Annotated in this window: 15 protein-coding genes, 1 tRNA gene and 3 rRNA genes; 1 reads left to right on the top strand and 18 read right to left on the bottom strand. The window is 47.1% G+C overall.

Annotated features, from left to right (window positions below):
* Positions 1-373: 373 nt before the first annotated feature.
* Complete coding sequence (locus NQ502_RS15490) at positions 374-874, bottom strand: DUF2284 domain-containing protein (protein ID WP_049898024.1); 501 nt, start codon at positions 872-874, stop codon at positions 374-376.
* Between the two features lie 770 nt (positions 875-1,644).
* On the opposite strand from NQ502_RS15490, the gene NQ502_RS15485 reads away from it, so the two are divergent.
* Positions 1,645-2,088, top strand: coding sequence for a GNAT family N-acetyltransferase (locus NQ502_RS15485; protein ID WP_028527482.1), 444 nt, complete (start codon positions 1,645-1,647; stop codon positions 2,086-2,088).
* 156 nt (positions 2,089-2,244) lie between these two features.
* Here NQ502_RS15485 and NQ502_RS15480 read toward each other — a convergent pair.
* From NQ502_RS15480 to NQ502_RS15400, 17 genes are all read right to left on the bottom strand, one after another.
* Positions 2,245-2,315: transfer RNA gene (locus NQ502_RS15480), tRNA-Trp, on the bottom strand.
* A gap of 242 nt (positions 2,316-2,557) precedes the next feature.
* Positions 2,558-5,449: ribosomal RNA gene (locus NQ502_RS15475) — 23S ribosomal RNA — on the bottom strand.
* 509 nt (positions 5,450-5,958) lie between these two features.
* Positions 5,959-6,076, bottom strand: a 5S ribosomal RNA gene (rrf, locus tag NQ502_RS15470).
* A 233-nt stretch (positions 6,077-6,309) separates the two neighbouring features.
* Positions 6,310-7,843 (bottom strand): 16S ribosomal RNA (locus NQ502_RS15465).
* Together the 16S, 23S and 5S rRNA genes with 1 tRNA gene alongside form the textbook arrangement of a ribosomal RNA operon.
* A gap of 458 nt (positions 7,844-8,301) precedes the next feature.
* A complete protein-coding gene (gene araD / locus NQ502_RS15460; protein ID WP_028530156.1) occupies positions 8,302-8,997 on the bottom strand; it encodes an L-ribulose-5-phosphate 4-epimerase in 696 nt (231 codons plus the stop codon).
* A 25-nt stretch (positions 8,998-9,022) separates the two neighbouring features.
* The gene (locus tag NQ502_RS15455) at positions 9,023-10,603 is read right to left on the bottom strand and encodes a xylulokinase (protein ID WP_028530155.1); all 1,581 of its coding nucleotides are present in this window, start codon (positions 10,601-10,603) and stop codon (positions 9,023-9,025) included.
* 75 nt (positions 10,604-10,678) lie between these two features.
* The gene (locus NQ502_RS15450; protein WP_028530154.1) at positions 10,679-11,773 is read right to left on the bottom strand and encodes an ABC transporter ATP-binding protein; all 1,095 of its coding nucleotides are present in this window, start codon (positions 11,771-11,773) and stop codon (positions 10,679-10,681) included.
* Between the two features lie 12 nt (positions 11,774-11,785).
* Positions 11,786-13,729, bottom strand: coding sequence for a glycoside hydrolase family 127 protein (locus NQ502_RS15445; RefSeq protein WP_028530153.1), 1,944 nt, complete (start codon positions 13,727-13,729; stop codon positions 11,786-11,788).
* A gap of 35 nt (positions 13,730-13,764) precedes the next feature.
* Entirely contained in the window at positions 13,765-15,777 is a 2,013-nt protein-coding gene (locus NQ502_RS15440; protein WP_028530152.1) for a glycoside hydrolase family 31 protein, read from the bottom strand.
* A 24-nt stretch (positions 15,778-15,801) separates the two neighbouring features.
* Positions 15,802-16,644 (bottom strand): carbohydrate ABC transporter permease, encoded by an 843-nt coding sequence (locus NQ502_RS15435; RefSeq protein WP_028530151.1) that lies wholly within the window; start codon positions 16,642-16,644, stop codon positions 15,802-15,804.
* 4 nt (positions 16,645-16,648) lie between these two features.
* The gene (locus NQ502_RS15430) at positions 16,649-17,560 is read right to left on the bottom strand and encodes a carbohydrate ABC transporter permease (RefSeq protein ID WP_028530150.1); all 912 of its coding nucleotides are present in this window, start codon (positions 17,558-17,560) and stop codon (positions 16,649-16,651) included.
* A gap of 72 nt (positions 17,561-17,632) precedes the next feature.
* Positions 17,633-18,925, bottom strand: a complete 1,293-nt coding sequence (locus NQ502_RS15425; RefSeq protein ID WP_028530149.1) for an ABC transporter substrate-binding protein — start codon at positions 18,923-18,925, stop codon at positions 17,633-17,635.
* Positions 18,926-19,068: 143 nt separating this feature from the next.
* On the bottom strand, positions 19,069-19,806 hold the full coding sequence (locus NQ502_RS15420; RefSeq protein ID WP_028530148.1) for a response regulator transcription factor: 738 nt from the start codon (positions 19,804-19,806) through the stop codon (positions 19,069-19,071).
* A 3-nt stretch (positions 19,807-19,809) separates the two neighbouring features.
* Positions 19,810-21,567, bottom strand: coding sequence for a sensor histidine kinase (locus NQ502_RS15415; protein WP_028530147.1), 1,758 nt, complete (start codon positions 21,565-21,567; stop codon positions 19,810-19,812).
* 99 nt (positions 21,568-21,666) lie between these two features.
* A complete protein-coding gene (locus tag NQ502_RS15410; protein WP_028530146.1) occupies positions 21,667-22,410 on the bottom strand; it encodes an ABC transporter permease in 744 nt (247 codons plus the stop codon).
* The gene (locus NQ502_RS15405) at positions 22,397-23,131 is read right to left on the bottom strand and encodes an ABC transporter ATP-binding protein (RefSeq protein ID WP_028530145.1); all 735 of its coding nucleotides are present in this window, start codon (positions 23,129-23,131) and stop codon (positions 22,397-22,399) included. The genes NQ502_RS15410 and NQ502_RS15405 overlap by 14 nt, the downstream gene beginning before the upstream one ends.
* Before the next feature lie 71 nt (positions 23,132-23,202).
* Positions 23,203-23,946, bottom strand: a complete 744-nt coding sequence (locus tag NQ502_RS15400; RefSeq protein ID WP_028530144.1) for a MerR family transcriptional regulator — start codon at positions 23,944-23,946, stop codon at positions 23,203-23,205.
* Positions 23,947-24,020 lie beyond the last annotated feature (74 nt).

Genomic DNA, 24,020 nt, shown 5'->3' with positions numbered 1-24,020 from the left:
AAATTTGAGTGATTCATATTTTGTATTTATATTGCATTTTTATTATATCATTTTACCATTACAATATATATAATTATGTTTTAATGCTCAAATGTTTTTTTGCAAATATATTTATATTCGGGTCATTCGCTTTCAATCTGCAATAGAAAATACGAGTATATTTATTTATGATTACATTTAAAAATATATATTTCAATTGGACCAAAAAAGGCTGCCACCGGCAGCAATCAGGGACGACAAAGACGAAAGAAAAATTGTAGACGAAACTACAACTAACTACATCTACACGGTTGTACAGCCTCAAAAGGAAATACGTCTTATACCAATAAGCTGAAACTAATTAGCCCGACAGATTGGAATTTGTAACATAACTTTACTCGACAAGTAATAACCCAAAGTAATTTTGTACTTCTTCCTTTTCTCGCAATGTATGAATTTCCAGTCCATTTGTACGGACAGTGGCAAAAACATCTATTCCGCAGGCTTCCATTGAGGGGACTGTTTTATTCGGAAAATTACAATGGTCTGGATTGCATTTGTGACACCTTTCACATGACCCGCTGCCAAATGCAATTACCTTGTAGTAATCATCTAAAAACAGTTCTTTTGCTACTTTAACAGCAAGCGGCGTCACTATGCTTATTTCATGACAGCGAAATAAAATCCCATATTGAAAACAATTTATCATTTCCTGCGTTTCTTTCCATGTAGGACAACTAGGCGGACAGCAATGATTCTTACCATAACTATTACACCCAAACTTGCAACGATAAATCGTCCATGCTGCGGTTTTGATTGTATCTGCATTAATTTTTAATGTTAAATCTGCACCGCCATCTTCTAATAAACTAAAATATTTTTCCATTTTCTCCATTATGTATTCCTCCAAACTCTAATTAGCCAAATACGCCTTCTCCACCTAAGGCAAATAAGCGCATAAACCGCCTTTCATTCTAATATTAGCGCATATAAATGTCAACCAGCTCTTTTCGTGTCGTATCTTCAGACTACTCTGCACAAACCTTTTCGTTAATTCCGGATCCAATTTACCCTTTTGCTGTCATAGATTATCATGATTTTTATTCATCTGGTCCCAAGCAGCCACTAAAACAATCTGTTTTTCACCTTAGCATCTTTCCAAAAGATCTATCAGCTCCATTTTCTCCCCTCCGCACATTTCTTTATTAATTATATATCCTGATGTGTGAACAGATGAAACGCAAAAAACAGTCACCTGTGGGAAGTCCGAGGGCACATAGCGCAGCCTGCATGTATCTTGCAATCTGCATCTGAAATTGTTATAATATCTTCGCAGAGGAGCTGTGACAATCTGCCCTCCTTTGTTTAGCTTGAGCCCGATCGGCTCTTTTTTTATGCTGTTTTCTTTTCCAGCTCGTCAATTTTTTGTAAGTTCTTCGATCTATTTTTCCAATTTTCTGCTCTACCAACCTTTCCAAGAGTAAAATGGTTCCCGGATAGCGCCAATAGAACAACCAAGAGTATGAATAGTAGCATGAAGAAATAAAACGAAATGAGCTGATTGACAATGCTATGCGATAATATTAGAATAAACAAAGATAGTCATGTGTTTGTTCCCCTTGAGCAAGATACATTTGACAAAATGAAATTTCTGGAGGGCTTAAAATGAAAATCATTGAAATAAAGAACAGAAATCCGTTGTTGATAGAACAGCTATTAAATGTGTGGGAAAGTTCTGTAAAAGCAACACATCTATTTTTATCAGAGAATGACGTAGAAGGTATCAAAAAATATGTCCCTCAAGCATTAAATGAAATACCTCATTTAATTATTGTAGAAAACGAAAATCAAGTTCCTGTGGGTTTTATGGGAATAGTAGGACAACACCTTGAAATGCTGTTTATCTCCAGTGAGGAAAGGGGAAAAGGATTAGGCAAGGAATTGCTTAGATATGGAATAGAAAAATATTCAATTAATGATTTAGCGGTTAATGAACAAAATCCTCTTGCTAAAGGTTTTTATGAACATATGGGCTTTAATGTTTACAAAAGAACTGCAAATGATGAACAGGGAAATCCTTATCCTCTTTTATACATGAGCAGACAGTAATCCCCGTTTATCGGACTAATCTAACATTGCCCGATTGGAAATAAAGTGTACTGCCGCTTTATCTGTTCTTAATAGCGTCAAAACTCAAGAGAAGATTTCAAATACGCATAATAGCAAAAAACCCCGTAAATGTTGAATTTACAGGGTTTTTCTTAACAGGGGATGAGGGATTCGAACCCCCATCGACGGTTTTGGAGACCGGTGCTCTACCATTGAACTAATCCCCTATAACCATATATGTTTTGATATACCTTCAAAACCGCATACACTATTACATCCATCCACGCTTCTACCGTCTTCTTTCGGATCATTCGATTTCGCTTTGCTTCTCTTTCTTCCATTCTTTCCTGTCTCATCCTGTTGTCTTTGGAAGTTCGATTTCCGTTTCGCATGCGTATCGCTACACCTGCATTGGAAGTTCGATTTCCGCTTCGCTCCTATCGAACGACCTTCGCACGCTTCGCGTGCTCAGGTCAAACCCTCGACCGATTAGTAGCAGTCAGCTCCATACATTACTGCACTTCCACCTCTGCCCTATCTACCTCGTCGTCTTCAAGGGGTCTTACTACTTACGTATGGGATATCTCATCTTGAGGGGGGCTTCACGCTTAGATGCCTTCAGCGTTTATCCCTTCCCGACTTGGCTACCCGGCCATGCTCCTGGCGGAACAACCGGTACACCAGTGGTCAGTCCAACCCGGTCCTCTCGTACTAAGGTCAGCTCCTCTCAAATATCCTACGCCCACGCCGGATAGGGACCGAACTGTCTCACGACGTTCTGAACCCAGCTCGCGTACCGCTTTAATGGGCGAACAGCCCAACCCTTGGGACCTACTACAGCCCCAGGATGCGATGAGCCGACATCGAGGTGCCAAACCACTCCGTCGATGTGAACTCTTGGGAGTGATAAGCCTGTTATCCCCAGGGTAGCTTTTATCCGTTGAGCGATGGCATTCCCACTTAAAACCACCGGATCACTAAGTCCTACTTTCGTACCTGCTCCACCCGTCGGTGTCGCAGTCAAGCTCCCTTCTGCCTTTGCACTCTGCGAATGGTTTCCAACCATTCTGAGGGAACCTTTGAGCGCCTCCGATACCCTTTCGGAGGCGACCGCCCCAGTCAAACTCCCCACCTGACATTGTCCCACAGCCGGGTCACGGCTGCTGGTTAGAAATCCAATACTGCAAGGGTGGTATCCCAACAGCGACTCCACACCAACTGGCGTTAGTGTTTCCTCGTCTCCCACCTATCCTGTACATGCAATACCGAATCCCAGTATCAAGCTGGAGTAAAGCTCCATGGGGTCTTTCCGTCCTGGCGCAGGTAACCAGCATCTTCACTGGTACTTCAATTTCACCGGATGCATTGTCGAGACAGTGCTCAAATCATTACGCCTTTCGTGCGGGTCGGAACTTACCCGACAAGGAATTTCGCTACCTTAGGACCGTTATAGTTACGGCCGCCGTTTACTGGGGCTTAAATTCAAAGCTTCGCCTTGCGGCTAACCTCTCCTCTTAACCTTCCAGCACCGGGCAGGCGTCAGCCCATATACCTCACCTTTCGGTTTTGCATAGACCTGTGTTTTTGCTAAACAGTTGCTTGAGCCTATTCTCTGCGGCCTCCTTACAGAGGCACCCCTTCTCCCGAAGTTACGGGGTCATTTTGCCGAGTTCCTTAACAATGCTTCTTCCGTCGGCCTTAGGATTCTCTCCTCATCCACCTGTGTCGGTTTACGGTACGGGTACAAGATAAACAATAGCGGCTTTTCTTGATACATGGCTCATGCACTTCCCTACTATACTTCGGTCCGCATCACGCCTTCGGATTGTAAAGCGGATTTGCCTGCCTTACTCCTACCTCGCTTGCCCCTGGATTCCATTCCAGGGATGCACTTTCCACATATGTCCCCACAGTTCTGTTACCTTGCAGTACAGGAATCTCAACCTGTTGTCCATCGACTACGGCTTTCGCCCTCGCCTTAGGCCCCGACTTACCCAGAGCAGATCAGCTTTACTCTGGAAACCTTGGATATTCGGCCGAGAGGATTCTCACCTCTCTCTCGCTACTCATTCCGGCATTCTCTCTTCAAGACGCTCCACGGCTCCTTACGGTACCGCTTCTTCGTGTCTTCAATGCTCCTCTACCGATGGTATTGCTACCATCCCACGGCTTCGGTGTTGTGTTTCAGCCCCGGACATTTTCGGCGCAGGACCTCTCGACTAGTGAGCTATTACGCACTCTTTGAATGTATGGCTGCTTCTGAGCCAACATCCTAGTTGTCTTCGAAATCCCACATCCTTTTCCACTTAACACACACTTTGGGACCTTAGCCGGTGGTCTGGGCTCTTTCCCTTTTGACTATCCAACTTATCTCGTATAGTCTGACTCCCATGAATCATCTTACTGGCATTCGGAGTTTGATATTCTTCGGTAAGCTTTGACGCCCCCTAGGAAATTCAGTGCTCTACCTCCAAAAGACTCTCATGAGGCTAGCCCTAAAGCTATTTCGAGGAGAACCAGCTATCTCCGGGTTCGATTGGAATTTCTCCCCTATCCACACCTCATCGCCACCCTTTTCAACGGATGTGCGTTCGGTCCTCCATTGCCTTTTACGGCAACTTCAACCTGGACATGGATAGATCACCCGGTTTCGGGTCTACTCTGACTGACTACGGCGCCCTATTAAGACTTGGTTTCCCTTCGGCTCCGCACCTTGAGTGCTTAACCTTGCCAGCCAGCGTAACTCGCCGGACCGTTCTACAAAAAGTACGCGGTTCCACATATAAAGTGGTTCCACAGTTTGTAAACACAGGGTTTCAGGTTCTCTTTCACTCCCCTCCCGGGGTCCTTTTCACCTTTCCTTCACAGTACTATGCGCTATCGGTCACTAAGGAGTATTTAGCCTTGGGGGGTGGTCCCCCCGACTTCCCGCAAGGTTTCTCGTGTCTCGCGGTACTTTGGATCCTGCTCGCTCTCGCCTGCTTTCGTATACGGGGCTTTCACCCTCTTTGGCTGGCTTTCCCAAAACCATTCTACTAGCATTGAAGTCACTTTTTGCAGTCCGTAACCCCAGCATGCACGCATGCTGGTTTAGGCTCCTTCCATTTCGCTCGCCGCTACTTTGGAAATCGATGTTTCTTTCTTTTCCTCCGGGTACTTAGATGTTTCAGTTCCCCGGGTTCCCCTCCATACGTTATGAATTGGCGTATGGATACATACCGTTTGGGTATGCAGGTTTCCCCATTCAGAGATCTCCGGATCTAAGGATATTTGCTCCTCCCCGAAGCTTTTCGCAGCTTATCACGTCTTTCATCGGCTCTTAGTGCCAAGGCATCCACCCTGCGCTCTTTCTTGTTTGACCTTCCTGCTCCAATAGCGTTTGGAACAGTCGGTATCACGATGCGTTTGCATCGAGCGTTTCGTTTCATTGCGTTTACAATGTTTGATTCACCACAAGCATTTCTGCCTATGGTTCCTCGGATGTCTTTTCCTATCTCTAACGTTAATCGTTATCAATATAGATATTTTCGTATATGCGGTTTTCAAGGTACATACGCGAAACACTTCCCAGATGGGAGCACAGGAAAGAAGGTTTGTGCGGCCAGGCTCGCCTGTCCGTGCAAAGATTATTTCATGTATTGGCATGTAATGCCGCGGCTGAGGGATCTTTGATCCCGATGTCCGCTCACATCGTCCGCCTTTGTCTCGCCGGCTGTTTTATCAGCCATCAGAAACAACAAACTTCTTTGTTCTCTCTGATCACTGGTAAAACCAGTTATGTAGAACAGCACTTCCCTGCTGTTGTAGGTTGGCACACTTCTATGGGTGCCTGTTCTATCTCAAAAAGCGTTTCCCACACTTTTTAAAGGGTTCTGGCAGCCACCTACTCTCCCACACCGTCACCAGTGCAGTACCATCGGCCGCTTAAGTCTTAACCATCGTGTTCGGGATGGGTACGGGTGTTTCCCCTAAGCGCATCGCCACCAGAAGCATTGAACACTTAGCGAGGTCCTTTCGAGCTTAGTGTGAAAGCTGTTCTGCGTTTTGCAGAACCTCCCCGGCCAACAGGATGACTCCCCTGCCTCTTGCTCTTTTTCCTCACCAGTGCGTTATCTTCGGAAGTTCGCACTAAACTCATGCTTCCCTTCGGTCGCATTCCTTAAGTGCTCTACTTAAGATAACTCAACAGTAAAACACATCTCCCTACTTCTTCTTCCTTAGAAAGGAGGTGATCCAGCCGCACCTTCCGATACGGCTACCTTGTTACGACTTCACCCCAGTTATCGGCTCCACCTTCGACTGCTCCCTCCTTTCGGTTGGGTCACAGGCTTCGGGCATATCCGACTCCCATGGTGTGACGGGCGGTGTGTACAAGACCCGGGAACGTATTCACCGCGACATTCTGATTCGCGATTACTAGCGATTCCAGCTTCATGTAGTCGAGTTGCAGACTACAATCCGAACTGAGACGTTATTTTTGGGATTTGCTTCACCTCACGGCTTCGCCTCCCTTTGTTTACGCCATTGTAGCACGTGTGTAGCCCAAATCATAAGGGGCATGATGATTTGACGTCATCCCCACCTTCCTCCAGGTTATCCCTGGCAGTCTCCCTAGAGTGCCCAACTTCACTTGCTGGCTACTAAGGATAAGGGTTGCGCTCGTTGCGGGACTTAACCCAACATCTCACGACACGAGCTGACGACAACCATGCACCACCTGTCTCTCCTGCCCCGAAGGGAAGGCCCCGTTACGGACCGGTCAGAAGGATGTCAAGACTTGGTAAGGTTCTTCGCGTTGCTTCGAATTAAACCACATGCTCCACCGCTTGTGCGGGTCCCCGTCAATTCCTTTGAGTTTCATTCTTGCGAACGTACTCCCCAGGTGGTATACTTATTGCGTTTGCTGCGGCACCGAAGGGCTTTGCCCCCCGACACCTAGTATACATCGTTTACGGCGTGGACTACCAGGGTATCTAATCCTGTTTGCTCCCCACGCTTTCGAGCCTCAACGTCAGTGATCGTCCAGTAAGCCGCCTTCGCCACTGGTGTTCCTCCTAATATCTACGCATTTCACCGCTACACTAGGAATTCCACTTACCTCTCCGACACTCCAGCTTAATAGTTTCCAATGCAGTCCAGGGGTTGAGCCCCCGCCTTTCACATCAGACTTACTATGCCGTCTACGCTCCCTTTACACCCAGTAAATCCGGATAACGCTTGCCCCCTACGTATTACCGCGGCTGCTGGCACGTAGTTAGCCGGGGCTTCTTAGTCAGGTACCGTCATTTTCTTCCCTGCTGATAGAGCTTTACATACCGAAATACTTCTTCGCTCACGCGGCGTCGCTGCATCAGGGTTTCCCCCATTGTGCAATATTCCCCACTGCTGCCTCCCGTAGGAGTTTGGGCCGTGTCTCAGTCCCAATGTGGCCGGTCACCCTCTCAGGTCGGCTACTGATCGCGGGCTTGGTGGGCCGTTACCCCGCCAACTACCTAATCAGACGCGGGTCCATCGTATACCACCGGAGTTTTTCACACCGAGTCATGCGACTCTGTGCGCTTATGCGGTATTAGCAGTCATTTCTAACTGTTATCCCCCTGTATACGGCAGGTTACCCACGCGTTACTCACCCGTCCGCCACTCAGTCACATAAAACTTCTTTCCGAAGATGTCCGTTTTATGTGCTTCGTTCGACTTGCATGTGTTAAGCACGCCGCCAGCGTTCATCCTGAGCCAGGATCAAACTCTCAAATTAAGTGTTCGTTCCAGTTCAAGATAACTCTTGGCTATCTTATCCCTTTTACTGTTGGTTTTGACTTTTCGTCAATGAAATGAAAATCTTGTTTAGAATTTTCAAGGATGTGTTTTACTGTTCAGTTATCAAAGTTCATTGTTTGCTGTGCTTGTCTGTATCAGCGACAGCTATATTAGAATAGCACGGGTCCCCCTATAAGTCAACTCTTTTTTCCATTTTTTTTATTTATTTTTTAAATACGACAAATGTATCCGTAATTTCCCGTTGGCATACCCCTTTATATTCCTGGTTTTTTAACAATTCTTTATACCGGATTCGCGCACAGTTATCATGTTTCCAACGTGTTTCCCAGAAGAAAACGCTACTAAAATCATATCCTCTTCTCTCTCCGGCGTCATTTGGAAGAGAAAAAAGTCAGCGTGCAAGAATTCCCTTACCAGCTGACTTTTGAACCCATGTTATACTGTTTGTCCATAGTAGGCATTCTGTCCATGCTTACGCAAGTAGTGCCGATCCAGCAGCTCTTTTTGAATTGGTCGTACCGTATTGTTGGAAACCAGCAGGTCCTGCCAGGCCATTCCTGCACATTCTTCCAGAACAACTGCATGTTCCACCGCTTTTTGAGGAGTATCTCCCCATGTAAAGGGACCATGACTGTGAACCACCACCGCAGGAATCGTCTGTGGATCAAGATCCCGGAATGTTTCAATAATTACTTTACCGGTTTCTTTTTCATACTCCCCGTTTATTTCCTCAGATGTCATGGTACGCGTACAGGGAATTGCTCCATAAAAATAGTCACTGTGCGTCGTTCCAAGCGGAGGGATTTCCAGACCTGCCTGCGCAAATGTCGTTGCCCATCTCGAATGTGTATGGACCACTCCGCCGATACCGGAGAAATTCTTATACAGTTCCAGGTGGGTCGGCGTATCTGAGGAAGGTTTCCATTTTCCTTCTACGACTGTGCCTTCAAGGTCGACAACAACCATGTCCTCCGGCCTCATGTGCTCATATGCCACACCGGATGGTTTAATTATAACCAGTCCCCTGCACCGGTCAATTCCGGAAACATTACCCCATGTAAACGTGATCAGCGCATATTTCGGCAAAAACATATTCGCTTCCCATACTTTTTCTTTCAGTTCTTCCAGCATATCCAATCTCCTTAACTGCTGAAAACTACCGGTGCGCCTCATGCAGTTCTTCTATGGCCACCCGCTCTATGTTCAGCAGATTATCGTATTGTTTCATGTAAATGTCAAAGCGTCTCTGTTCCTCTTCCTTTGCACAGATGGTTGTCCGGTGTGTATCACGAAAAACACATTGACTCAGGAAATCATCCAGGGTGCCATCCATTCCCTGCCTGAGACGATAAGCCGCCAGAAGCGCGATGCCCCACGCACCGCCCTCTCCCGCATGATCCATTGTACACACGGGAACCTTCAATGCTTCCGATAAAATTCTCTGTCCCACTTCAGGTGTTTTAAACAGTCCGCCGTGTCCGGTAAGATAGTCGATACGGATCCCTTCATTTCTGATGATATCAAATCCGATCTTCAGCGTTGCCACCGCTGCATACAGCTGAGCCCTCATGAAATTCCCCAGGCTCAGATGCCCATCTGCCCGATGTATGAGCATTGGCAGTCCTTCTTCCATCTTCGCAATCGGCTCACCGGAATGATAGTTGCAGCATAACACACCGCCGCAGTCACCGTCGCTGATGGCAGCACTTTCAAACAGAAGCTGATACAGTTGGGCGTCTGTTTTTTCCACACCCATCCCCCGCAGCAATTCCTGAAATAAAGACACCCATTGGTTGATCTCAGACGTACAGTTATTACAGTGTACCATCGCTACCTGTGATCCCTCCGGCGTCGTGACAATGTCAATCTCCGGATGCACCTCCGCAAGCGGTTTTTCCAAGACGACCATGGCAAAGATGGACGTGCCCGCGGAGACATTTCCGGTGCAGGGGCGCACGGCATTTGCCGCAACCATACCGGTTCCCGCATCTCCCTCCGGAGGACACAATACACTGCCAGCCTTCAGATTCCCTGTCACGTCCAGCATCCCTGCCCCCTCCTCGGTCAAATGCCCTGCATCCTCACCTGCTTTGCAGACATCAGGGAGAATGTCCCTGCATCTCCACGGGAACTTCTCATCTGCTATGCGCTCATCAAAAGCTGCGAGCATCGCCTCGTCATAGGTTGCGGTTTCTCTGTTAATTGGAAACATTCCAGACGCATCTCCTACTCCGAGAACCCTTTTTCCCGTTAGTTTCCAGTGCACATAACCTGACAAAGTCGTCATGTAGCGCACTGCTTTCACATGTGGTTCCTGATTCAGGATTGCCTGGTATAGATGTGCAATGCTCCATCGCTGCGGAACAGGAAAGGAAAACAGTTTCGTCAGTTCATCTGCCGCCTGCCCGGTATTCGTATTCCGCCATGTACGAAACGGCGTCAGCAGTTTTCCCGCTTCGTCAAAAACGAGATAACCGTGCATCATGCCGCTGAGACCGATGGCCGAAATTTCCGTCAGTGCTTCTCCAAACTTGCGTTCGTAATCTTCTGCCATGTTTTTATAGCAGCACTGCAGTCCCTCCCATATTTCCGCCTCTGCGTATGTCCACATGCCATTTTCATAATGATTTTCCCATTGATGGCTTCCGGAAGCAATCTCCTGATAGTTCACATCCGTCAGCAATGCCTTTATACGGGTGGATCCAAGCTCGATCCCCAATATATGTTCGTGTTTCATTTTCTCCTCTCATGCCGCACTTGCTGCGGCTCAAATCAGGGATGGGTGAAACTTTTCTTTCAACCTTATCTCTCATCAGTGGCAGATCGCCAGTTGCGTATCTTTGTCAAACACATGAATCTTGTCCGCTTTCACCGCCAGCGTACATTCTGTTTCCTCTTTTACCTGATATTCTCCCGGCATGCGGACCACCATCTTCTTCTCATTGCACTGCAGATACAGGTTCATCTCTGCACCCATCGGTTCCACCAGATCCACATATGCGGTAATCGTCCCCGCCTCTTTGCCGCCCGCCGGCAGGAAATCCTCGGGGCGAATGCCTAAAATTACTGTCTTCCCAATATACTCCTGCAGCTTTTCTGATTTTTCCCGGGTCATTGGCAGTGCCGTTCCTGCAAACTTTGCATAGAGTTTCCCGTTTTCTTCCGCGACCTGTGCTTCCATAAAATTCATTTGCGGAGACCCGATAAATCCGGCAACAAACAGGTTACACGGTGCGCTATACAGCACCTGCGGTATGTCAAACTGCTGAATGATACCATCCTTCATCACACAGATACGGTCTCCCATCGTCATTGCCTCTGTCTGATCGTGAGTGACATACACAAAAGTCGTGTCTAACCGCTTATGCAGTTTGCTGATTTCGGATCGCATGGAAGTACGCAATTTTGCATCCAGGTTTGAAAGCGGTTCATCCAGCAAAAATACAGAAGGCTTGCGAACCATTGCGCGCCCCAGTGCTACCCTCTGCCGCTGTCCGCCCGAGAGTGCTTTCGGCTTACGGTTCAGCAACGGCTCCAGATCCAGAATCTTAGCCACTTCATGTACTTTCTGATCAATCTCCTCTTTTGGTGTCTTCCTCAGTTTCAGACCAAAAGCAATATTTTTATATACCGTCATGTGCGGATACAGCGCATAATTCTGAAATACCATCGCGATATCCCTGTTCTTCGGCGGAACGTTATTCACCACGCGGTCACCGATATACAGCTCGCCGTCTGTGATCTCCTCCAGCCCTGCGATCATCCGCAGTGTTGTCGACTTTCCGCATCCTGACGGCCCGACAAGCACGATAAACTCCTTGTCTTTAATCTCCAGATTCAGATCCGGGACAACCGCCACGTTACCCGGATACACTTTTTTCACGTGTTTAAATGTTATACCTGCCATATTTACCTCCTGTCACCTTCTGTGAATCCATATCAGCATTTCACCGGTTCCCCGGTTGTTCCACAGGCAATATGGAATCGCGCGAATCCTGCAGGATATCGTCTCATCCTCTGTACATTGCTGATACAGCCTGTCTTCCCATACGTCTTCGCGGATGCGCCTGGCGTTAGCCGTAATTGTCATCACACCATCAAATAAATCCGGCAAATATTCCAGATTCAATTCTGCATTACCGGAAATCACAATTGCCCCCAGGTTATCTCCGTTGTCAGTTTCTTCCAGACAATATACCAGCGGCCCTCTCACAATCGCGGCCTTTCCCACATTCTGGCGCACCCGGGGATGCGCCTGAACCAGCATGGGCTTCATATCCAGCCCGATTTGGATGACGCTCTGGTCCAAAATCTGTTCTTCCACGAAGCAAAATCCCTTTTCCAATCGAGTTTTTTGCTCCCTGCCATTTTGAGTAATTGAGATGTCCTTACTCCAGCCGGGCTTGCGTATGGCCAGTTTAAACCGGGCGTTATCCGGATTCTTCACCCGGATAACAACGGTATCCCCATAGGGATAGGCCGTCTCCATGGCAATCGTCACCCGTTTTCTGCCAAAGGTAAACTGTACTTCATTTGAAATAAACATCTGAATATAGACTGTTTCCTCGTCAGCACCGTAGATATATTGTCCCAGTGACATCAGCGTTCTCGCAATATTGGGCGGACAGCATGCCACTCCCAGCCACGGACGCCGCTTTGGCAGTACATGACGCAGCGTACGGTTGGTGCGCAGATGCTCCGGCACTGCCTCCTGCGGATTCACATAAAAAAACTCCTTACCACTCAGTGCCATTCCGCTGAGAACGGTATTATACAAAGCCCTTTCAACAGTATCCGCATATTTCCCGTCCCGCTCGATCTGCAGCATCCTCAGCGAAAACATGGCAAGCCCGATTGATGCACATGTCTCTGAATAATTGTAATTATTCGGCAGATCATAGTCGCAGGTAAAGCATTCTCCATCCGCCGCTGCCCCGATGGAACCTGTCAGGAACATCTGTCTGTTTGTGATATTGTCATACAACGTCCGGCAAGCCTCAAGCAGACTCGGATCGTCGCATTCACAGCCCAGATCTGCCATTGCAGCATACAGGTAGACGGCCCGGACGGCATGTCCATCCGCAGTTTTTTGCTTACGAACCGGAAGATGCGCCTGTGCATTGTTATATCCCAGGTGTTCAAATTCCGGGAAGATATGATGGAACCCGGGACTCTTTGCTTCCCGGTCAAAACAGTTGGGGGAACCGCAGCGCGCATCCACAAAGTATTTTGCCAGCTTCAGATAACGTGGTTCATCTGTCACGTGATACAGCCTGATGAGCGCAAGTTCGATCTCCGGATGTCCCGGAAATCCGTCGATCTTCCCTTCCTCTTTTCCGAAAACCTCATCGATCAAATCCGCCGTCCTGCACATGATCCTAAGAAACTTTTGTTTCCCTGTCGCCTGATAATACGCGACGGCCGCCTCGATCAGATGACCTGCCGTATAGAGCTCATGACCCTCCCGCAGGTTCGTCCAGCGCATCCCCGGTTCTTTAATCGTATAATAGGTATCGAGATATCCATCCTCCTGCTGCGCCCTGCCGATCAAATCGATCGCCGAATCTGCCAGCCTTTCCAGTTCTTCATCCGGCCGAAGTGCCAGGCTGTATGCCACCGCCTCCAGCCACTTTGCCAGATCTGTATCCTGAAAGACAGCCCCGTAATATTCCCCTTCGCTCTCACCTGCCGCTATTCTAAAATTCTCTATGCAGTGGCTCGGCGCCGCATGTTCAACCTGATCATTCAATATTTTCCACTGATATGGAATCATAATGTCCCGTACACGTGAAATATAAGGAGACCAGAAATCATCTGCTATTTTCACCTCCGCCGGGCGTGGAGCCTTTAGTCTGTTCTTCATCCTCTATCACCTGCTCTTCCTGATTGTCGTCATTTCTAAGCCTTTATCACTTCATACAGACCGGAACCTTTTCTCAGGAAACACGGTATGACAGAGAGAGGTGTCTGACAGCAGATCGTCTGTCCGCCCTCATATTCGTCTCCTGAATAATAGTCAATCCAGCAGTCTCCCTTCGGCAGATACACTTCCCGTTCACGCATCCCTTCATACAGGACCGGTGCTGCCAGCAGATCAGAACCCAGCATCAGCTGATCCTCGATTTCCCAGCATGTTTCATCCTGCGGATAATTGTAGAACAGAGTCCGCAGAGCCGGGGAGCCATTCAGAGATGCTTCCTCCATTAAGCCCTCCACATAAGGGCGTAGTCTTTCTCTTAAATACAGAAGCTCTTTTAAGATTTCATAATTCTCTTCACCATAACTCCAGATCTCATTTGGACCGCATGTCGTAAAATCAAACATGCCGCTGTCTTCGATTTCCGGCAGTGTACCGGATGGCTTCCTGTGACCATGCAAACGGCATACCGGCGAAAACACACCGAACTGGAACCAGCGGACCAGTAATTCCCGGAACGCAGGATCTTTCGGATCGCCGCCCCAGAACCCGCCGATATCACTCGTCCACCAGGGAATACCGGAAAGTCCGGCATTTAATCCGGCCTTCATCTGCATGCGGAAGGAGCGAAAGGAGGAATAGATATCTCCCGACCAGACAAGCGCGTTATACCTCTGACTCCCCGCCCATGCACTGCGTGTCAGATTGATCGGTCCCTCGACACCGTCTTTCACCTGTCCGTCGTAAAGAGCCCTTATATAGCAGATCGGATAAATACCGGCGACCTCCTGTGCCGCTCCCATCCGAAAACGGTAATTATCAAAATCATAATGCTGAAATTCCGGCTCTGCTTCATCCAGCCAGAATACCTCGATCCCATACTGACCATAATTTTTCTTCAGCTTTTCATACATATAGTTCTGCGCTTCCTCCGTCGTCGGATCATAGAAGACCTGCGCTCCCAGACAGTGATACTGTGTTCTGACGCCGCGGTTGACCTGTGTGAGATACCCCTTTTGTTTCATCTCGGCATAATTTTCACTGTATGGATCAACCGTCGGCCACACGGATACCATCAGTTTAATGCCCATGCGTTCCAGTTCTTCCACCATTGCCTTCGGATCCGGAAAATACTCGGGATCAAAACTCCAGTCCCCCTGGTGCTTCCAGTGGAAAAAGTCTATGACGATCACTGAAATCGGGAGTCCGCGTCTTTTATACTCCCGTGCTGCTTCCAGTACCTGTTCCTGTGTCCGGTAGCGAAGCTTGGACTGCCAGAAACCGGAAGCAAAATGCGGAAAATGACCGGAGCGGCCGGTGACTTCCGTATAGTTTTCGATCAGTTTCGCCGGAGTTTCTCCTGCGGTCACCCAGTAATCAATCGTTTTGGTTGCTTTTGCCGTCCACCTGGTCAGGTTCTTAGCAAAACTTACCGTTCCCACGGCAGGGTTGTTCCACAAAAAACCGTATCCTTTATTTGAAATATAAAAGGGAATGGATGACTGTGAATTCTTATGGCACAGTTCCAGCTCTGCACCCTTTAATTCCAGAAATGAGAGCTGCCGCTGTCCCATACCAAAAATCTTTTCCTCCTCGTTTGCCTCGAAGGTCATGGCTGCTTCCGGTATGGATCCCCCAAAGCTCTTCATAACTCTCGCATAATTATCCGTCGCCATCATATCAACGTCCACTGCACGGTCTTCCCAGCGTTCCTTCAACAGAACTTCCCCTTTTTCATTGGTAAAGGTCAGCCTTCCCAAGTCATCGCATACAGCGGTAATGTTTCCATTCGTTATCGTCGCGGCATCTTCTGTAATTTCAATAACCGCCTCCGTCTCTTTCACGGACAGCAGCGCCCAGTCCTGCCCGGGCATCTCGTAGAGATGCGTCACGCGCACCCGCAGGCTGTCTCTTCCCCACGGTTCAATCCAGAGCCTCTCATCATCATATTTCCAAACGAGTCGGTTTCCTTCCCGATATACAATACCTTTCATTCTATTCGTCTCCTGTTTTGTTTTTTAGCCTTTTACGGCTCCTCCTGCCAGTCCCCCTACGATATGCTTCTGCAGGAAAATAAAAATAACTACAATTGGCAATACTGTGACCACACCGTATGCCATGATCATATTCCACTGTGTGCCATAGGCATCCATGAACTGATAAATGCCGGAAGTCATCGGCAGCAGCTCTGCTTTGTTATTAAAGGTGATGGAATAGATCAGATCATTCCATGCAAAGATAAAGGAAAATGCCGCGGCCGTGATGATCCCGCTCTTGCAGACCGGCAGTGTTACACGCAGAAAAGCCGTGAAATGATTGCAGCCGTCAATACGCGCAGCCTCCTCTATTTCATATGGGCATGCGAGGAATATCGGTCGCAGCACCATGATGACAAACGGAATCGATATGGTCGAAGTAGCCAGAATCGGCCCCAGATAGGAATTCAGAATTCCTATTTTGCTGAATATCAGAAACAGCGGCGTCAGTATCAGTGAGGCAGGCAGCATCTGCGTAACGAGAAACATCATCAGCATCACCTTTTTCCCCGGCAGGCGAAACCTTGAGAGACCATAACTCGCAGGTATCGAGAGCACCAGAGAGATCACCATCGAACTAAGTGCAATGATCCAGCTGTTTTTAAACTGCGTCATGATATTTGCCGTACCGGTCTTATTCTGGAACTGGTTCACATAGTTTTCCAGATGCATTTCCCTGGGCCACCACGTCTGAGCATTTGCAAATATTTCCGCATCACTTTTTAAAGAGGAAATGAAAATCCAGTAGATCGGAAAAAGAAATATCATGGCAATTACAATCGCAATCAACGTATTCACCATGTTGCGTGTTCGTTCTTTCCTCATCAATTTAATTCACCTCTTCCTTTCCAATCACTTTCAGATAGATCAGCGCCACCACAAACAGGCATATAAACAGCACATTGGCTACCGCAGCACCCTGTCCAAAATAATAGGTCTTAAATGACAAATTATAGGAATACGTGGACAAGACTTCCGAGGCATCGACCGGGCCTCCGCCTGTCGCCACATACACAAGGTCAAACACCTTGAACGTATAGACAAATCCCAGCAGCAGTACTGAGAAAATTGACTGCTTAATCATTGGTATGGTAATGTAGAAAAACCTCTGGATGGGATTCGCTCCGTCTATATTGGCGCTTTCATAGATCTCTTCCGGCACATTATCGAGTCCAGTCGAGAGCAGCAGCATATTAAACGGAATACCGACCCATGTATTCACAATGATCAGCCCCCACATTACCGTGCTGCCGTCCATCAGCCACTCGAGAGGCTGCCCGATGATATGTAAATTCACTAAAATGGTATTGATAATACCGTTCGACGGACTGAGCATAAATTTCCAAAGTAACGCCACAACCGTCATCGGCATCATATAGCCGATCACCAGCAGACCTTTTATATATCTCGCCGCCTTAAATTTCTGACTGAAGAAAACCGCAAATGCGAATCCGATGACAAACTGGAAAAAAATACAGCACACGGTAAAGAAAAACGTGTTGAACAGTGCTTTTTTCATCGTTGGATCCTGAAAAATCCTGATGTAATTCTCAAGACCGATAAAGGCCGAATGCCCCTGTCCTACGCTCTGCGCTGTCATGTCAAAAAAACTGATATAAATATTATAAAAAATAGGATACCCGATCAGGGCAATCATAAAAATCAACGCGGGCAGTATATAGCAGTTTCCGAAGAGAATTCCTCTTTTCCGCTCGTCGAGGCATAATCTTCTTTTTTTCATGTATCTCACACCCTTTCTCTTTAAAAAACCTGTCACAAACTTTTTGAAAAGATATGTGACAGGTTTTTACTGCTATTGTAACGTTTCGTCAATTGCTTTAATGGCCGCCGCAGCATCCTTTCCTGCCTGTTCCGCTGTCTTGGAACCTGTCAGAACACTCTGGCACGCTTCAATGATCGCATTGTCAACCTCTGTCCATTTTGGATAAGGCCCGCGCGGTCTTGTATATTCAAGCCCGTCTGCAAACACTTTCATCTCCGCATCGTCTCCCCACTCCGTCTCATTATCAATGTCCGCACGCGGAGAGAATTTTGTGATGCTCTTGGCAAATCCCGGATTCACTTCCGGTCCTACGAAATACTCGATAAATTCCATGCATGCCTCTGCATCGGCATCCTTGGTGATACAGATCGCTTCACCGCCCAGACAGGAAGCATTGACTTTGTCAACCGGAATCGGCACGACGCCCCAGTTTACATCGGCATAATCATTGCGCAGTGTACCGACATTCCAGGATCCATTGATCATCATCGCACAGTTGCCGGAGCCGAACTGCTTACATACGTCTGCCTGTGACCAGTTCAAAACTTCTTTATTGGTGTATCCTTCTTTCACAAAATTTGCGTAATAGTCCAGTGCGCGGATACTGTTTTCCGAATCCATCTCGGTCCAGTCGCCTTCTGCCGACCATAGGAACGGCATGAACTGGAAGGTGCACTCGGCATTTTTAATCGCGGAATATGCCAGACCGTATACATTATCTTTTGTCGTCGCTTTTGCCGCTTCCACAAGCTCATCCCATGTTGTCGGCGGCTCTACGCCGGCTTCTGCCAGCATGTCTTTATTGTAGAACAACGCCAGGTTGTTGCAGATGTACGGCACTCCATACATCTTTCCGTCATATACACAGGAGTTTTGAATCAGATCCAGCAGCTGATTGTCTTCCCATTCATCGTACAGTCCGCTGATATCCTGGAAGACACCCATCTCCCCATAGTTGATAACCTCCGGGTTATCGACGTAAACCATGTCCGGAAGCTCTCCCGCCATATTGCCGATCGTGAGCTGTTTCGTCTGTTCTTCCCGCGGAACCCATTCAGTCACTACTTCCACGGTGTCACTCTGCGCGTTAAATTCCGCCAGCATTTTCTCGAAAGGTTCCACCTCCGGTGAGACGTTGCTGTGCCATAGAACAACCTGTTTCTTCTCTGTGGCGCCTTCTGTTTCTGTCTCTGCCGGTTCACTCTCTGTCGTCTGATCCGTGCCGCCATCCTGAGGCTTGGTGTCTTCGGTTTTGCCGCAGCCCGCCAAACCGGTAACAACCATTGAAAATGCCAATACGCCTGCTGCTACTTTTTTCTTCATTCGTTACCTCCTTCTTGCACTTATGTGCTTTCGATAATTGTATTATAGTTTCTTATTTCACAGCATAAAATATGACTTTTTTAAGAAAGGTGGAGATTTTTACAATAAAAAACGGAGTGCTCATTTGTCACTCCGTCATTCTGCTATTTATGACATTGCCTTACATATTCTTTTGGAGATATGCCGGTTGTATTTTTAAATATACGGCAAAAATACTTCACGTCCGGATATCCCACTTCAAATGCGATTTCATATATTTTCTTTTTACTGGTGCACAACAGCTCTTTTGCATGTGCCATACGTATTTCTTTCAGATATCGAACAAAGGTACATCCGATCTGCCTGGAAAACAGGGAGCTTAGATACTCCGGCGTGACCGCATAAGTATGTGCGAATTCTTCCAGGGTCAGCTTTTCCCCGTAATGTTTTTTCATCTCACTGACAATCTCCCGGATCATCGGCGTATACGATACTTCTTCTGTCTCCTCCTCCACACTGTCACCCGGTTCGCTGATTTCCCTCTCTATCTTTTCCAGCAGTTCTCTCATCGCAGAGATGGTTATTGGCTTCAGCAGATAATCGATGACGCCAAGCCTGATTCCCTGTTGTGCATATTCAAAATCTGCGTAACCCGAAATGATAACGAAACGATAATCTTTACCGGTGCCCTGCAGATTCCGGATCATATCCAGTCCGCTGACCCTGGGCATCTGAATATCAGCAAAGATTACATCCGGTTTTAAATCCCGTGCGAGCAGCATGCCCTCATACCCGTTTTCGGCACTCCCCAGCACCCTGTAATGCTCCCCCAGATTCTCGATCATTTTCACCAATCCGGTACGTGCTCTGTACTCATCTTCCACCACAATAGCGCTTATCATACCTTATGTTTCCTCCCGAATCGCCGGAATCTTAAGCGTAACAATCGTACCCCCGCCCGGATTTTTTTCAAATTGTATACTGGCACGGGTATCGTAATAACTTTTAAGCCTGTCCCTGACATTTCCTATTCCGATATGGGATCTGCCGTCATTTTTCTGTCCCCCGTCATCTGTGTGATCGATTCCAACGCCATTGTCAATAACCTGAATCGTCAAAATTTCTCCTTCCAGAGAGAATGTGATCTCGATATGGCCTTCCTTCACACCGGCAACGCCATGAATGATCGCATTCTCCACGATCGGCTGCAGAATCATTTTTCTGAGCAGCAGGTCTTCCACCTCCTGCGGTATCGTAATCCTGTATGAAAAGCTGCTGTTAAACCGCTGCTGCTGCAAAAATAAATACTTTTCCAGCCATTCCGCCTCAGCCCATACAGGAACCACCATGTCAATATGGGAGATGCTGTATCGGAAAATACTGGCCAGGCTGGACAGCATCTCGCTGATCTTATACTGTTCATTCTCGATTGCGATCCAGTTGATCGCATCCAGTGTATTATACAGAAAGTGGGGATTGATCTGCATTTCGACCGCACGCAGCTCCGCTTTCCTCTGCCTTCCGATTGCATCAATCGTCTTTTCTTCCTGCAGTTTCCGCTCTTCCAGCAGATGCTGGATGCTCGTACTCATCTCGTTAAACTGAACAACAACCGGATAAAATTCGTCTTCGATGGCCGACGGCAGCTGCATTCCGATCTTGCCTTCCCCAAACTGCTTCAGTCCGGCTGCCAGCATTTTCAGATTCTTTGTAAAATAGCGGCTGACCATATAGCCTCCCGCTACAGAGAGCACCATGCTGATCACCAGCAGACCGATTACAAGCAGCATAAATCGGTCGATGTCATTCATTACAAGCTTTCGGTCGATCACGGAACAGAGATGCCATGGCATGGTCGACAACTCCCTCGTATTGATCAAGGTGTTCTTCGCCGTGTCATTCTTTTCCTCCATCCACTCATCATACTGACAATCTATGGCCGATTCGTCGTTGGAATATATGATATGCCCGCTTGAATCGATGACTCCTATCGTCCCGTCGAACAGTGCATCCCACTTGCTTCCTTTTTCCAGGCATTCAAAAAAGTTCTGGTTGAGTCCCAGTGCCAGTACGCCGATGTCTTCATCCGCCACATAGTCACGCAGGGTGATCGTGATATAATAGATGCGGGGCCCTATATTTCCGATCTTTTTTTCAAAATTCACCGGTACAAACTGCATTTCATACTGGTCCAGGCTGTTCTGTAAAATATAGGTCCTGAACGTATCATCCGCCCATACAGATTCTCCCTGCGCCGCATTGTAAGTCTCGTATGTATAGAACTCATCGTGCATTCCGATATACGTGGCGCTTATCAGATAGTTGTCCATCTGGACAAAGGATAAGAAGCGTTCCCGCATATTACTTTTCGCCAGCTCCACATCATGCTGATTATACATCGCATCACAGCTGCGGAGCAGCTGTTTGTCCGTCACCATATGATACAAAATGTCGTAGATATTATCCAGCTGGTTTTCCAGAAACACTGAGCTCTCTTCCAGCTTATACTCCACCAGTGTTTCTGTCTGCTCCTGCATGTTATTCATCGCCATATTTGTCAATATGACTGTCAGAGCAAGAAATGGAATCAAAATCACACATATCAGAATCAAAGTAGTTCTGGCAACCCAGCTTAATCTTTTCCCGCCTGTATTCCTGCGCATACTATGTCTCCCATCCTGAATCGCATAACTATTTACTGAATTTTTCCTAAGTATATAATATCAGAAAAAAATAGTATTGCAAATCAAACATGAAATTCCCTATTCCCATTGAAAGAATCTGATCGACAGCAAAACACATATGAAAGCAATCGCTGATGTTACTGCAATAGAAGGCAGTACTCTCTCAATCTCCTGCCCCAGCGAAGCGGCTTTCAGCAGTTTGATTCCCTGTGTCAGAGGCATAATTCCGGCTACTTTTTGCAATGCAGCCGGCATAATCTCATAAGGCAGCGTTGCACCCGAAAAGATCAACATGGGAAAATATAAAATACTGGCAATCACGCCTGCTGTTTTCGTGTTTGGTGCGATCCCCCCAACCAGCATGCCGATGCTGAACATGGAAACCATCACGAGAGCAAACCCGCCAAGAAACTGCGGCACACTTCCCCGGATCTGATATCCGAATAAGACAGATGCGATGATATACAGCAGCAGTAGCGACACCACTGCATATATCGTGTATACCGCAGTCTGGACGAATAAAATCATGACTGGACTGACCGGTGTCACTTTAAAACGTTTTAATATATGTCTGCTCCTGTAATCCGATACGACAAGCGGCAGTCCCATGACACCGCCTGCGCAGATTGAGATTGTTGTCAATGCGGCGAACGACTGTTCCAGAAAGGAATAATCCGCCCCCTCAAATGCCGGTTTGTTTCCATAAATAAATCCCAGAATCAACAATACGACGACCGGCATGCAAATCGCAAATATAATCATATCCATTCCCCGGAGTGAAAGTTTCAATTCTGTTTTCAGTATTGCTTTAAAGGTTTTCATCTGCTGTTCCCTCCCTGTCAGTGTACCAAAGATATGCGTCCTCAAGGTTGTCGCAGGGACTGTTTTCAATCGCATCCTCGACGGTTCCATAGAATACAGTTTCTCCCTGCTTTAAAATACAGATCTCATCACACAGCGCTTCTACCTCATCCATAAAATGAGAAGTCATCAGAATCGTCAACCCCTTATCTTTCAGTTGTGAAAGCGTTTTCCAGACGGCTCTCCGTGCTTTCGTATCCAGACCCGTTGTCAGTTCATCCAGGAAGACTACTTCCGGCTCAGGCAGAAGGGCGAGTACGACAGACAATCTCTGTTTTTGTCCGCCTGACAATTCTTCCACCGGGCTTTTCAGCTTATCGAGAATTTCAAATTTCTCCAGTAGATACTCTGGTTCTGCTGTTTTCAGGTATAGCGATGCTGTGACTTCACATAGTTCTGACACGGTAATCTTCTCCTGGTAATGACTCTCCTGAAACTGAACACCCACTTTTTCAAACAGCGTTTTGCGGTCAGCTGCGGGGTTATAACCCAACACTGATACCTTTCCGCTGTCAGCTTTTTTCGTTCCCAGAATACATTCAATCGCAGTACTCTTTCCTGCGCCGTTCTCACCGAGCAGGGCAAATGCAGATCCACGTTTTACAGACAGATTCAAATTGTTCACCGCATTTTTGGGTCCGTACGTTTTTGTCAGTTTCTCAACCGTAATGATTTCTTCCATGTAAATCCTCCTTTATCATCTTTTACAAAAGAATACCACCGCTGAAAACATTGGTGGTAAAGTGGAGGGTTTTACAAAAACCTGGCTTTCATTTTCTGAAGTTTACAGATCACTTTCTGCGCATTTAGATCAGCCTCCTGCAGAGAAGTGATCAATTTATCGCATACGGCAATGATGTCGGTATCTTCCTGCGGTGTATCCAAAACCCGTTTTATATCGACATTCGGGTTTTCCGACATTTGATTCAGCATACGAAGAATTGCCTCCAGAGAGTAATTCGCACATCTGAGAGAGCGAATGATCTTCAGGCGCCTCACATCGTCCTCCGTATAGATGCGGTATCCATTCTGTCTTCGTTTGACTGTCAGCAGTCCGTTCATCTCCCAGTTGCGCAGTGCATCCATTGAAATATTCAGATAATCGGAAACCTCTTTACGTTTGAATACGTGTTGGCTTTCCTGCCCGGCGCCGGATAAGATCTCAGTTACGATCTTAATTGCCTCTTCCGCATTCTTCTGTTCCTGCCTAAGTTGTTTCAAATATTCCTTTGCAAGTGCAATCGCCGCATCAAAGTCTCCTGCTGCGGACACTTTTACCATCTCGACCATCTTCCTGCGCAGTCCATTTTGTAAGACTTCAATCTGAAATGCAAGGCGAACAAGCCGTAGCTGTTCGATATGGAGTTCTGTAAATATGCGGTATCCATTTTCCGTTCTCTCAGGTTTTGGTATCAGTTTTAATTCTTCATATAAGCGGACAGTATTGGGGTGAATACCTATTATGTCCGCAGCCTCTGAAGTCTTATATGTCCTCATAAAGTCACCTCTTTGTTCTTATCATAACACATCGATAAAGTCTGGTGTTATAGTGGAGGGTTATTCTATCTCAA

The sequence above is a fragment of the Ruminococcus gauvreauii genome (assembly GCF_025151995.1).
GTDB classification, from domain to species: domain Bacteria; phylum Bacillota; class Clostridia; order Lachnospirales; family Lachnospiraceae; genus Ruminococcus_G; species Ruminococcus_G gauvreauii.
The sequence above is the reverse complement of the archived record's forward strand: the minus strand, read 5'-3'. Positions and strand labels throughout refer to the sequence as shown.

Bases quoted from the DNA above. Each gene is read 5' to 3' on its own strand.
- NQ502_RS15450 (WP_028530154.1), bottom strand. From the start codon at position 11,773: ATGGCAGGTATAACATTTAAACACGTGAAAAAAGTGTATCCGGGTAAC.
- NQ502_RS15400 (WP_028530144.1), bottom strand. From the start codon at position 23,946: ATGAGGACATATAAGACTTCAGAGGCTGCGGACATAATAGGTATTCAC.
- araD (WP_028530156.1), bottom strand. From the start codon at position 8,997: ATGCTGGAAGAACTGAAAGAAAAAGTATGGGAAGCGAATATGTTTTTG.
- NQ502_RS15430 (WP_028530150.1), bottom strand. From the start codon at position 17,560: ATGAAAAAAAGAAGATTATGCCTCGACGAGCGGAAAAGAGGAATTCTC.
- NQ502_RS15405 (WP_028530145.1), bottom strand. From the start codon at position 23,131: ATGGAAGAAATCATTACGGTTGAGAAACTGACAAAAACGTACGGACCC.
- NQ502_RS15415 (WP_028530147.1), bottom strand. From the start codon at position 21,567: ATGCGCAGGAATACAGGCGGGAAAAGATTAAGCTGGGTTGCCAGAACT.
- NQ502_RS15490 (WP_049898024.1), bottom strand. From the start codon at position 874: ATGGAGAAAATGGAAAAATATTTTAGTTTATTAGAAGATGGCGGTGCA.
- NQ502_RS15420 (WP_028530148.1), bottom strand. From the start codon at position 19,806: ATGATAAGCGCTATTGTGGTGGAAGATGAGTACAGAGCACGTACCGGA.
- NQ502_RS15435 (WP_028530151.1), bottom strand. From the start codon at position 16,644: ATGAGGAAAGAACGAACACGCAACATGGTGAATACGTTGATTGCGATT.
- NQ502_RS15445 (WP_028530153.1), bottom strand. From the start codon at position 13,729: ATGAAGAACAGACTAAAGGCTCCACGCCCGGCGGAGGTGAAAATAGCA.
- NQ502_RS15410 (WP_028530146.1), bottom strand. From the start codon at position 22,410: ATGAAAACCTTTAAAGCAATACTGAAAACAGAATTGAAACTTTCACTC.
- NQ502_RS15440 (WP_028530152.1), bottom strand. From the start codon at position 15,777: ATGAAAGGTATTGTATATCGGGAAGGAAACCGACTCGTTTGGAAATAT.
- NQ502_RS15455 (WP_028530155.1), bottom strand. From the start codon at position 10,603: ATGAAACACGAACATATATTGGGGATCGAGCTTGGATCCACCCGTATA.
- NQ502_RS15485 (WP_028527482.1), top strand. From the start codon at position 1,645: ATGAAAATCATTGAAATAAAGAACAGAAATCCGTTGTTGATAGAACAG.
- NQ502_RS15425 (WP_028530149.1), bottom strand. From the start codon at position 18,925: ATGAAGAAAAAAGTAGCAGCAGGCGTATTGGCATTTTCAATGGTTGTT.